Source organism: Shewanella sp. MBTL60-007 (assembly GCF_019654915.1).
Lineage (GTDB): Bacteria > Pseudomonadota > Gammaproteobacteria > Enterobacterales > Shewanellaceae > Shewanella.
Map to the genome: position 1 here is coordinate 50,151 of NZ_BPET01000003.1, position 12,279 is coordinate 62,429.

Here is a 12,279-nt window from a genome sequence, read left to right on the forward strand (position 1 = left end):
AGTTAGCGTGTTCGCTTAACTCTGGCGCACGTTTAGACTAAGCCCCAAGGCACCATCACTCGCCAGAAAAGATTTCTCAATCCAGTAACCTACGGCGGCTACGAGCTTGCCGTTATAACACAGCAGTGGTACCTCTCCTCTCTCCCAAGGGGCTAACTCTAACTCTTGCCACAACTTCTTAAGCTCACGCCCCTTGCTACGATTGTGGGGCTGACACCTTGTGCTACCAGGCAGAGCAAAAACAATTGAGATTTGCTCGGAAGCTATGGGAAACCTAAGACGAGCCCCCGATTGAAGCACTTGTGCAGATAGCCCCTCTCCTGTTGGCAGGGTCACATCGCCATTCAATAACGCTTCGATATTATCAACATCTATCGCAGAATAGTTCTTGTTAGCTTTATACTGCATCGAATCCAGCGATAAAAAGTAACCTTCTCGCTTAAAACGTTTGATAACCACATCTGTAAGACGAATCTCAACACTCGCATCAGCTTTAGCCTCTAGTAACTGCGCCAAGATCTGCTCACCTTGTACCTTAGAGGGGGGCGCAAACCCTAGAGTCTCCATATGACCTCGCAGTAACAATGACTGCCAAGCCTTAGAGTGGCTGGCTAGCTTATCTAAATCGAGTGTCCATTGCCTGCCGTTTTGACGTTGTAGTTCGGGTAATCTAATGGCTATCTCTTCATCGATAACCGACTGCTGCAAAGCACATAACTCGGCGCTACGACTCGCCGTTGCCGCTATGGATCCCCAGCGCTGCTTTAGCGTAGGAATGACTTCTAGACGTAGAAAGTTTCTGTCGTATTTATTATCGAAGTTACTCTCATCTTCAATGTGGCTGATATTGTGCTGTCTGGCATAAACCTCGATTTCAGCCTTGCTGTAATCAAGTAGCGGCCGGATAATCCAATTTTGCTGATTAAAACGCTGGACCTTTCCCATGGCTGATAAACCTTTAGGGCCAAGTCCACGTTTGAGTGCCAGCAAAACCGTCTCAAGCTGATCATCTTGATGATGTGCGGTCATGAGCAGATCGTCTTGCTCAAGCTCTGATAGCAGCGCTTGATAACGTACACTACGCGCCTCTGCCTCAACACTCACTCGTGGCGCGAGCTTAACTTCGACTCGTTTAACAGCGCAGTTCAGTCCATAAGCATCGGCCTGAGATAAACAGTGCTCGGCCCACTTATCGGCATTATCGCTTAGCCCGTGATGTACATGGACCAGTAAACATTCATACTCTGAGTGTGCCTTGGCAAATCGAGAAAGACCGTGAGCGAGTATTTCCGAATCGACACCGCCGCTATAAGCCAACACCAGCTTGCGCTTTTTCAGACAAGCTTGATTAGCCGCAACCTCAGCCTCCGAAAGACGCGGAGGTAACTGCTTAATACACTGCAAAATCGAAGCGGCGATATTCATTCTAGAAACTGTTTACCTTAAAAAAGTGCTCATCTTAAAAACTATTTCAGTTAGCAAGCGTTTGGTCTAAAAAACGATTCTAACCTTACCCGATCCGGTTAACGACTCTAATGCCAACATCAGTTCATCTGTTGGATTAACCCGCCACTCATCACCAAGGGTAAATTGAGCCTGAGACTGAGGTTGTGCGTAGTTAATCAGTACAGGTACGGCGCCCGCCTTCCAAGGTTCGACCGCAGTTTGAAACTCACTTAACCACTGCGGATTAACTTTCTCTGACTGCAGGTCGATCTCTACCGCATGAGCAAAGTGGCTGCGAGCCTCGCCCATATCGATGATGTTTCGGGCTGTCATACGGTTGCCGCCAGAGAAGTCATCAAAGCTCACCTCGCCCTCGATAATAAGAATGCGGTCTTTCTCAAGCAGATGATTAAACTTCTCAAAGGCTTCGGTAAAGAGCATCACCTCAAGGCGCGCACTCTTATCGTCAAGCGTCACTAAGCCCATCTTGGCACCACGTTTAGTCATCATCACTCGTGTGGCAACCACAAGGCCTGCTGCTTTCATGGTCTTGCCACGATCCGTAGGATGCACATCCTTCAAGCGACCAGATGTGTAGTGCTTAAGCTCTTTGAGATACTGATTGATCGGGTGACCAGTCAAGTACAGACCTAAGGTGTCACGCTCTCCTTCTAGCCAGACTTTATCCGGCCAAGGGGTACAATCGACAAACTGCTGTTTACTGTCTTCTGGCTCACTATTGAGCAGACCAAACATATCGTGCTGACCGATCGCTTCGGCCTTAGCATGCTGGTCTGCAGCGCGGATAGCTTCAGGCAGAGTCGCCATCATCGCCGCACGGTGCGGGCCTAAATTATCCAGCGCCCCCGCACAGATTAGCTTTTCGATTACTCGGCGGTTAAGCTTTTTCAGATCGACGCGGGCACAGAAATCAAATAGGTCTTTAAACGGACCATCTTTACGCGCCTCTAAAATAGAGTCGACAGGGCCTTCACCCACTCCTTTTACCGCACCGATGCCATAAACGATATTGAGTTCATCATCCACGGTAAACCTAAACAGGCCTTTATTCACATCAGGCGGCAACAAAGGTAGCCCCATGCGCTCACATTCATCCACCAAGGTAACGATCTTATCTGTGTTATCCATATCCGCCGACATTACCGCCGCCATAAACTGCGCGGGGTAATGGGTCTTAAGCCAAAGCGTCTGATAAGATACCAAGGCGTAAGCGGCAGAGTGAGATTTGTTAAAACCGTAACCTGCGAATTTTTCTACCAAGTCGAAGATCTTCATCGCCAACTCGCCATCGACGCCGTTTGCAATCGCCCCCTCTTTAAAGGTGCCGCGCTGCTTAGCCATCTCTTCTGGTTTTTTCTTACCCATAGCACGACGAAGCATGTCCGCGCCGCCCAAGGTATAGCCAGCGAGTACCTGAGCAATCTGCATCACCTGCTCTTGATAGAGAATAATACCGTAAGTCGGCGACAGTAGGTCTTTTAGCGATTCGTGCTGATATTGCGAGTCTGGATACGATACCTCTTCTCGACCATGCTTACGTTCGATAAAGTTATCTACCATGCCCGACTGTAGCGGGCCAGGTCTAAACAAAGCCACCAGTGCGATCATGTCTTCGAAACAGTCAGGCTGAAGACGCTTAATCAAATCTTTCATACCACGAGATTCAAGCTGGAATACCGCGGTGGTTTCATAGCGCTGCAGTAACTTAAAGCACTTAGGATCGGTCAATGAAATCGACTCGATTCGTACCCGTTCTTCGCCATTCTTGTCTTTGACGGCATTCACCATCTGCAGCGCCCAGTCAATAATGGTCAGCGTTCTTAGACCCAAGAAGTCGAACTTAACTAGACCCGCCGTTTCCACATCGTTTTTATCAAACTGTGTGACTGGGTTTAAACCTTCTGTGTCACAATAAATTGGCGAGAAATCGGTGATCTTAGTTGGCGCGATAACCACACCACCGGCGTGCTTACCGGCGTTACGGGTTACACCTTCTAGAATGCGACACATGTCGATAAGATCTTTAACTTCCTCATCGGCATCATAGGACTCTTGTAGACCGGGCTCGACCTCAAACGCCTTAGCCAAAGTCATTCCTGGCTCTGCTGGGATCATTTTAGAGATCCGATCAACGAAACCGTACGGATGGCCTTGAACGCGGCCTACATCTCGGATAACCGCTTTCGCCGCCATCGTACCGAAGGTGATGATCTGCGATACCGCATCACGGCCATACAGATCGGCAACATGGTCGATTACTTCATCACGTCTATCCATACAAAAGTCGACGTCGAAGTCGGGCATAGATACACGTTCAGGGTTCAAGAATCGCTCGAACAGCAAGTCGTATTCAAGTGGATCCAAGTCGGTGATCTTCAAGGCGTAAGCCACCAGTGAACCCGCGCCCGAACCACGGCCAGGGCCAATCGGGATATCGTTGTCTTTACCCCACTGAATAAATTCCATCACGATAAGGAAGTAACCAGGGAAGCCCATCTGGTTAATTACCTTAAGCTCCACATCCAGACGCTCATCGTATTCAGGGCGGCGCTCAGCTCTAACTTCGGGATCGGGAAAAAGAAACTCCAAACGCTCCTCTAGGCCCTTTTCTGACACATCGACTAAGAAGTCTTCAATGGTCAAATCACCGGTTGGAAAGTTTGGTAGAAAGTATTCGTGCAGTCGTACTGTGACGTTACAGCGCTTAGCAATTTCAACACTATTTTGAATCGCTTCGGGAATATCTTCAAACAGCTCGCACATCTCTTCGCTGCTCTTAAAATACTGCTGGTCACTGTATTTCTTGGGCCTGCGTGGATCGGCAAGTGTAAAACCATCGTAAATTGCCACACGAATTTCGTGCGCTTCAAACTGCTCGGCTTTATTAAATACAACCTGATTTGTCGCGACCACAGGTAGATCTTTTTGCTCTGCAAGGGCAACGGCCATATGCAGATAACGCTCCTCATCAGGACGCCCTGTGCGCAACAACTCTAAATAATATCTGTCTGGGAAATGGGTCTGATAGAACTCAATTAATGAGCTTACCTGAGCTTGGTTTTCTTTTAGTAGCGCGCGGCCCACGTCGCCATCTTTACCGCCCGAGAGTAAAATTAAGCCTTCGTTATATTTTGCTAACCACTCCTGATCGATCACAGCCTTGTCATTGATGTTACCGCGCAGGTAGGCATCACTGATCAGCAAGGTCAGATTCGAGTAGCCCTTGTTGTCCATGGCGAGTGCAGTAATTGAGCAAAAATCGTCAAAACCCGGCACTTTTACCCAAAAGTCAGTACCAATAATCGGCTTGATCCCGGCATCATGACAGCCGCCATAAAACTTCACCAAACCACACATATTTGTCTGATCGGTTAACGCCACAGCAGGCATCTCAAGTTCAGCCACCTTAGCAAGAATAGGCTTAACTTTAGAAAGTCCATCTGACATGGAAAAATCACTGTGGACGCGCAAATGCACAAAACGTGGATCAGACATAATTTGGAGTATCTTTATATTGGGTAGACGAAGACAAATAATGAATCTTACAGAGTAAAACAAGGGCCAGCAGCAAACAAGTTAAACTGCTAACCCTAGGGGTAGATGTATTACTTTTCAAACAGTGGCAAACACTAAAGGCTATAAATTTATATCATTGCTTCTCGTACAGGCCTAAAGCTCTTACGATGCTCCGGTAGCACGCCATGCTGAGCTAACGCTTCAAAATGCGCTTTGGTTGGATAACCCTTATGCTTTTCAAAACCATACTCTGGATATTGCTCTGCAAGGGCGTCCATTTCTCTATCACGAACAACTTTAGCGATAATTGATGCCGCACTGATGGCATCGATAAGGCCATCACCTTTAACGATAGCATGGCTCTCAACGCCAAAGTCCGGTGTACGATTACCATCGACTAATACGCTGCTAGGTTTAATGCTCAGACCTGAAACTGCGCGCTGCATGGCAAGCATAGTCGCATGTAAAATATTGAGTTCATCGATCTCTGCTGGTGTTGCCGAGCCGACACTGACACTCAGCGCCTTTTGCTGAATTTGTTCAAACAACAACTCACGCTTCTTCTCAGATAGTTTCTTAGAATCATTCAAGCCTTCGATAGGATTGTTCGGGTCTAAAATAACCGCAGCGGTAACAACATTGCCGATAAGTGGGCCGCGGCCTACTTCATCGACACCAGCATAGTGTCCGACACAAATCTGAGCCACCTGCTCAGGTGTAATACCTTTAATCACCGCCATTAAACTTTATCCTCTACTAACTTAATCACTGCATCTGCCGCACGCGCACTGGCATCACAACGTAAGGTCTTATGCATCTGCATAAAGCGCTCATACATAGGCTTGAAATCGCTATCGAGCTGCATACCAACCGCCTTAGCTATTTTTTCCGGTGTACAGTCGGCCTGAATAAGCTCTTCGACAATATCATCATCGGCAAGTAGATTCGGCAAGGAGTAGCGCTTCGTGAGCATCATTCCCTTGGCGATGCGATAAGTAATTGGACTGACGCGGTAAGCCACTACCATCGGGCGCTTAACGAGCATGGCTTCTAATGTTGCCGTCCCAGATGCTAACAAAATGCAATCGGCAGCCGCCATCACTTCACGAGATTGCCCTTCGACTAAATGAATTTCCAAGTTCGGCGCATGTTCGCGTAACGCCTGTTCAAATTGCTCACGGCGCTTTTGGTTTACCAGTGGCGTAACAAACTTTATGTCGGGGTAACGCTGCTTAATAAGACTCGCCGCCTTAACAAATGGTTCGGCTAGCATCTTAAGTTCACCACCACGAGAACCCGGTAGAATTGCTAAATATTCGGCATCCTTCTCTAGACCGAGTAACTCTCTGGCAACAGTTTTAGGGCTTTCCAATGGAATATCATCGGCAAGAGTATGGCCGACAAAGGTACAAGGCACTTGGTATTCATCGTAAAACGCCTTTTCAAATGGTAGTAGTGACAACACCATGTCGGTTGCTTTAGCTATTTTGAAAATACGCTTAGGTCGCCATGCCCACACAGATGGGCTCACGTAGTGCACGGTTTTAATGCCACGACTCTTAAGTTTTAACTCTAGGCCGATATTAAAATCCGGGGCATCGATACCAATAAAACAATCTGGGTTTATCTTAACCAGCTCATCGATTAGTGTTGCGCGTACTTTTAGCAATCTTGGTAGACGCGACAAGACCTCGACGATCCCCATTACTGCCAACTCTTCATAAGAGAAGATAGACTCAAAACCTAGGGCTTCCATACGAGGCCCACCGATACCAACAAATTTGGCATCTGGATATTGAGTCTGCAGGGCTTTTATTAGACCTGCACCAAGGATGTCACCCGAGATCTCTCCGGCAACCATAGCAAATACACGAGGATTATTTGAACTCATAGAATGGCGTCTGTCATTGATGATGAGGTGGAAACAAAGAACCCGCTTTTACACGGGCTCTATGACTTGACTAGCGAATAATGCCTCGTTGAGAGGAAGCGACAAAGTCTATTAAAGACTTAACCTGCTCATCATCCACTGCAGCCTCTTTCAGCTGCTCTACAGCTTCAGCCACAGTCAAACTGCTGCGGTACAAGGTCTTATAGGCTCGACGAACCGAAAGCTGGGACTCTTTAGAGAAGCCTCTACGCTTCATACCTTCAATATTTAAGCCTCTAGGGATAGCTGGTTGACCCGATGCCATCACAAAAGGTGGTACATCGTTAAGGATCAATGAGCTGCCCGCAGTAAAAGCGTGAGCGCCGATATGAACGAACTGATGAACGCCTGTCATACCACCAAGAATTGCCCAGTCGCCAACATGTACATGGCCCGCAATCGAAGCATTGTTGGCCATAATCACGTTACTACCAACCACACAGTCATGAGCAATATGCACATAAGCCATGAACAGGTTATTTGAGCCAATACGTGTTTCCCAGTTATCCTGAGTAGTACCGCGGTGAATCGTTACCGATTCACGGATCACGTTGTTGTCACCGATGATCAAGCGAGTCGCTTCACCGGCATACTTTTTATCTTGGCAATCTTCACCCACAGAGGCGAACTGGTAGAACTTATTACCTTTACCAATAACGGTTGGGCCTTTCACAACAACGTGTGAGCTGAACCAACAATCGTCACCAATTTCTACATCGGCGCCAATATAGGTCCAAGGACCGATAGTGACATTGTTACCAATCTTGGCATCTGGGTGGATGTAAGCTAATTTATCAATCACTTAGAAATCTCTCTACGTGCACACATAATCTCGGCTGAACAAACAACCTCGCCATCCACTTTGGCAACACCAGTAAATACGCCAATCCCACGGCGCTCTTTAATCATTTTCACTTCAAAATGAAGCTGGTCGCCCGGCTCAACGACACGCTTAAAACGCGCGTTATCGATACCAGCAAAATAGTATAACGCGTCATTAGAAGGCTCTTCACTCATGGTTTTAAAAGCCAACAAGCCAGTTGCCTGCGCCATCGCTTCTAAAATCAATACACCTGGCATCACTGGTTGAACCGGGAAGTGCCCCTGGAAAAATGGCTCATTGATAGTGACATTCTTAATAGCATGTAGAGTCTCACCAGGAGTAAAGTCTAGCACTCTATCGATCAATAAAAATGGATATCGATGAGGTAAAAATTTTAGGATCTCTTTGATATCCATTGTATTCAATTGATTTGACACGAAATTTTCCTTTATCTGCTCTAAGCAGTAATTCATTTACTTTACGTTATTTTCAAGTGTCTTCACACGTTGGAATAGCGTATCTAACTGTCTAAAACGAACGGTATTCTTGCGCCAAAGCTTATTGTCCATCGCAACTGTTGCAGATGAATAAACCCCAGGCTCTCTAATCACGCTAGTGATGTTGGTACTACCGGTAATATGCACGCCATCAGTAATACTTAAGTGGCCTGAAATCGCACAGTTACCACCAATAATACAGTGTTTACCAATAGTGACACTGCCGGCGACAACTGTTGAGCCAGCTATAGCGCTATTAGCACCGATAATATCGTTATGGGCAATCTGCACTTGGTTATCGATAATGACACCATCGTGAATTTCGGTATGGTCGATAGCACCACGATCTACAGTAGTGTTTGCACCAATCTCAACACGGTCACCAATGCGAACGCCACCAGTTTGTGGGATCTTAATCCACTGCCCACGCTCATTAGCATAACCAAAGCCATCTGAACCTAAAACCGCACCAGAGTGAATGATACAGTCTTGGCCTAAATGCACATTATGGTAAACGGTAACATTAGCCCATAACAGGGTATTTGAACCAATTACGCTGTCTTGGCCAACGACACTACCCGCACCAATCTGAACATTGTTGCCTAGAATAACATTTTCACCAATGACAGCATTTGCACCAATAGCCACATCTTCGCCTAACATGGCAGAAGCCGCTATCTGTGCAGACGGGTGGATACTATCGGCAGCCTTTGGAGTGGTATCGAGAAGTTGTGCGATGCGAGCAAAACCAACATAAGGATCGTTAAGTACGATCGCGTTGCCAGAAAAGCCTTCTGCATCGGCAGGCGTCATCAAGATCGCCGACGCAGCTGTAGTTTGCAGCTGCGAGCGATATTTAGAATTTGCCAAGAAAGAGATTTGACCTGGACCTGCACCGTCCAAGGTGCCTACAGTCGAAACTTCAACTGAGTCATCACCTTGAACATCTGCATTTAAATGGTCAGCCAATACTCTTAAAGTATAGCTTTTCATCTATTTAATTGCCTTTACCTAAAGCTTCAACCACTTTGTTACTGATGTCAGCGCTTGGCTTAACATAGATAACGGCGCCACGTTGAAGCACCATGTCATATTGCTCTTTTTCAGCAATAGAGTTAATTGTCTTTTGAACTTGTAGAAGCAGTTTGTTCTGCTCTTCACCGTTACGGCGACGCATATCTTCATCTAAAGCCTTACCTTTCAATTGTAGCTCAGCTTTCATTGACTCCATCTTGCGCACCATTTCGGTCTTTTGAGACTCGCTCATTAGCGCAGCATCACGCTGCTGCTTTTCTAGCAGACCACGTAGCTCTTCCTGCATCTTTTGAACTTCTGCAACACGGTCACCGAACTCAGCTTTAAGTGTTTCGTTCACTTGCTCGCGCTGTGGTAACTGCTCGAATACTGCTTGCATATCAACTACTGCAATCTTCTCAGCGTGCGCCGCAAGTGGTGCACCCATAAGAACCATAACCATCACTGCGCGATTCAACATCTTATTCAAAACAAACTCCTTTATTCAGCAAAACTTGCCGATGTTTTTCAAATTGATTTTAGAAAGTTTTACCAATATTAAACGAGAAGATCTCTGTTTCATCATCCTCGTATTCCTTGATTGGCCATGCAAGGCTAAAGACCATAGGTCCCATCGGTGATAACCACTGCACGCTCATGCCCCATGAGGCACGAATACGGCTCGGATCGCTATAATCTTGCAGTTTATCAAACTCTTCAACTGGAAGATAACGATATGAATCGTAGTCAAACTCAGTGTCCCATACGTTACCCGCATCCACAAAGAAGCTAGTACGTACAGAATTTGTATAGGCCTCATCCAAGAATGGGGTTGGCACGATTAACTCTAAGCTTGCCGTTGCAATGGCATTACCACCAATTGAGCGACCAGAGCTAACCTGGATCTGGTTAGGATCGCCTGGCAAGCTACAACCTTCACCCGATGGATCAGGTGAGCATGGCTCACTACCACGATACAAGTAGAATGAACGTGGACCCACAGAGTTAGACTTAAAGCCACGCAGTGAGCTACTACCGCCTGAATAGTAGTTTTCCCAGAATGGTAGGATCTGGTCATTATCGTTAAACTGACCATAACCATTACCGTAGCCTAAACGGCCACGGGCCAGCATAACAAAACTGTGGCTGCGGTTAAGCGGGAAGTAAAAGTTGGTATCAAAATCCGCTTTAAAGTACTGCAGATCTGAACCTGGTACCGTCATCTTACCGTTTAAGCGTTGCGATGAACCATCCGATGGGAAAGTTCCACGGTTCAAGTTACTGCGCGACCAACCTAGGCTCAGCTCAAAGTTATCGAAAGCTAAGCCAGCATTTGGATCGTCGCTATCTCGATAGATATCGTAAAAACGAATCGCCTGCTCATAGGCTGAAATTTCAGAAATTTCGTTATGGCGATAGCCGATACCACCGTTAATACGGTTATATTCGTTAATCGGGAAGCCTGAGTTCAGCGAGATACCATAAGAACTGTTCTTATAGGCTTCCAAGTTTGCCTCGTCCGCATCAAACTCACTCCAATAGATACTACCACCAAGGCTCACGCCATCTTTAGTGAAGTAAGGATCGGTATAGTTAATATTGACGTTCTTCGAGTACTTGTTGGTATTTAAGTTAACACCCGCTTGGTTACCTGTACCGAGGAAGTTACTCTGCTGCACACCAAACTGTAAGCTAAGACCCGATTCAGTACCGTAACCCACACCGGCGTTAAATGATCCCGATGGTTGCTCTTTAACGTTAAATGCCACATCGACCAGATCATCGGTGCCAGGCACCTGTACCGTTTCAGTATCTACGGTTTCGAAGTAGCCAAGACGGTTAAGGTTAGATTTTGACAGCTCTACCTGCGCCGAGTTAAGCCATGCACCTTCCATCTGACGTAACTGACGACGCATTACCTCATCTTTAGTGACTGTATTACCACTAAAGCTAATATTGCGTACATAGACACGCTTACCTGGGTTGATGTTGATATTCAGATTAACTTCTTTAGTCTCATCATCGATTTCAGGATAGGTCTTAACTTCTGGATAAGCGTAACCGAATCGACCAAGGTACTTACCGTACATCTCTTCGGTAAAGGTCACATCTCCGCCGTTATACATATCACCAGACTTTAATGGCAAGATGGCTTCTAACACCTCTTCCTTACCCATTAAGTCGCCGGTTAAGTTAACGTCTTTAACTTTATACTGCTCACCTTCATCAACGTTGATGGTGATATAAAGCCCTTTACGATCAGGGGTCATCGCCACCTGAGTAGAGGTCACGTCAAAACGAATATAGCCACGGTTTTGATAGTAGGTTTTGATGGTTTCTAAGTCTGCTTGCAGCTTTTGCTTCTGATAGCGACGCTCACCAAATAGATCCCACCAAGCCACATAATCTTTAAGCTCTAGCATACCGATGAGCTCAGCATCGCTAAACTCGGTGTTACCCACGATATTAATCTGGCGAATTTCAGCGGCGAGGCCTTCGGTGAAGGTAAATTTAAGCTCAACTCGGTTACGAGGTAAGTTAATGATTTCAGCCTTTACCTTAGCGCCGTATTTACCAACACCGTAGTAAAAGTCCTGTAAGCCTTTTTCAATGCCAGAGAGCATGGTACGGTCTAATGACTCACCGACCTTTACGCCAGAGCCATCAAGACTTTCCTGCAACTGCTCATCTTTAATGTCTTTGTTACCTTCGAAGGTAACAGAGCTAATGGTTGGACGCTCGGTAACTTTAACCACGAGCACATTACCGTCTCGCAGCACTTCAATTTTTTCGAAGTTAGTTGATGCATACAAGCTCTTAATCGCTTGCTGCAATTTTAATTGATCAACAGTATCCCCTACCTTCACAGGTAAGTTAAGCAAAGCCGCACCGAGTGCCACTCGCTGTAAACCTTCAACTTGGATATCAGCTACTTCAAAAGGTTGGAATGTCTCTGCCCAACCGTTCCCTGAAAAAGACGCTCCGACTAATAACATCGAGGCAAAAAGTTTATTCAATCTCATAGAGCACTT

9 protein-coding genes are annotated in these 12,279 nt (G+C 46.4%); all 9 read right to left on the reverse strand.

Annotated features, from left to right (window positions below; translation table 11 throughout):
- Positions 1-15: 15 nt before the first annotated feature.
- A complete protein-coding gene (gene tilS, locus K5Q92_RS01600; RefSeq protein WP_220767309.1) occupies positions 16-1,425 on the reverse strand; it encodes a tRNA lysidine(34) synthetase TilS in 1,410 nt (469 codons plus the stop codon).
- A gap of 66 nt (positions 1,426-1,491) precedes the next feature.
- Positions 1,492-4,962 (reverse strand): DNA polymerase III subunit alpha, encoded by a 3,471-nt coding sequence (dnaE, locus tag K5Q92_RS01605; RefSeq protein ID WP_220767310.1) that lies wholly within the window; start codon positions 4,960-4,962, stop codon positions 1,492-1,494.
- Between the two features lie 149 nt (positions 4,963-5,111).
- Positions 5,112-5,723: a ribonuclease HII gene (rnhB, locus tag K5Q92_RS01610; RefSeq protein ID WP_220767311.1), complete on the reverse strand. Its 612-nt coding sequence runs from the start codon at positions 5,721-5,723 to the stop codon at positions 5,112-5,114.
- Positions 5,723-6,874 carry a lipid-A-disaccharide synthase gene (gene lpxB, locus K5Q92_RS01615; RefSeq protein WP_220767312.1) on the reverse strand — a complete coding sequence of 384 codons (1,152 nt, stop codon included), beginning with the start codon at positions 6,872-6,874 and terminating at the stop codon, positions 5,723-5,725. Before lpxB ends, rnhB begins: the two co-directional genes overlap by 1 nt.
- A 70-nt stretch (positions 6,875-6,944) precedes the next feature.
- Positions 6,945-7,715: an acyl-ACP--UDP-N-acetylglucosamine O-acyltransferase gene (gene lpxA / locus K5Q92_RS01620; RefSeq protein WP_220767313.1), complete on the reverse strand. Its 771-nt coding sequence runs from the start codon at positions 7,713-7,715 to the stop codon at positions 6,945-6,947.
- Positions 7,712-8,173, reverse strand: a complete 462-nt coding sequence (gene fabZ, locus K5Q92_RS01625; RefSeq protein ID WP_220767314.1) for a 3-hydroxyacyl-ACP dehydratase FabZ — start codon at positions 8,171-8,173, stop codon at positions 7,712-7,714. Before fabZ ends, lpxA begins: the two co-directional genes overlap by 4 nt.
- Before the next feature lie 36 nt (positions 8,174-8,209).
- The gene (gene lpxD, locus K5Q92_RS01630) at positions 8,210-9,226 is read right to left on the reverse strand and encodes a UDP-3-O-(3-hydroxymyristoyl)glucosamine N-acyltransferase (protein ID WP_220767315.1); all 1,017 of its coding nucleotides are present in this window, start codon (positions 9,224-9,226) and stop codon (positions 8,210-8,212) included.
- Positions 9,227-9,230: 4 nt separating this feature from the next.
- Positions 9,231-9,728, reverse strand: coding sequence for an OmpH family outer membrane protein (locus K5Q92_RS01635; RefSeq protein WP_220767360.1), 498 nt, complete (start codon positions 9,726-9,728; stop codon positions 9,231-9,233).
- Positions 9,729-9,786: 58 nt separating this feature from the next.
- The gene (gene bamA / locus K5Q92_RS01640; RefSeq protein ID WP_220767316.1) at positions 9,787-12,270 is read right to left on the reverse strand and encodes an outer membrane protein assembly factor BamA; all 2,484 of its coding nucleotides are present in this window, start codon (positions 12,268-12,270) and stop codon (positions 9,787-9,789) included.
- Positions 12,271-12,279 lie beyond the last annotated feature (9 nt).

Coding starts and splice junctions, on each gene's coding strand:
- tilS (WP_220767309.1), bottom strand. CDS start 1,425: ATGAATATCGCCGCTTCGATTTTGCAGTGTATTAAGCAGTTACCTCCG.
- dnaE (WP_220767310.1), bottom strand. CDS start 4,962: ATGTCTGATCCACGTTTTGTGCATTTGCGCGTCCACAGTGATTTTTCC.
- rnhB (WP_220767311.1), bottom strand. CDS start 5,723: ATGGCGGTGATTAAAGGTATTACACCTGAGCAGGTGGCTCAGATTTGT.
- lpxB (WP_220767312.1), bottom strand. CDS start 6,874: ATGAGTTCAAATAATCCTCGTGTATTTGCTATGGTTGCCGGAGAGATC.
- lpxD (WP_220767315.1), bottom strand. CDS start 9,226: ATGAAAAGCTATACTTTAAGAGTATTGGCTGACCATTTAAATGCAGAT.
- K5Q92_RS01635 (WP_220767360.1), bottom strand. CDS start 9,728: ATGTTGAATCGCGCAGTGATGGTTATGGTTCTTATGGGTGCACCACTT.
- bamA (WP_220767316.1), bottom strand. CDS start 12,270: ATGAGATTGAATAAACTTTTTGCCTCGATGTTATTAGTCGGAGCGTCT.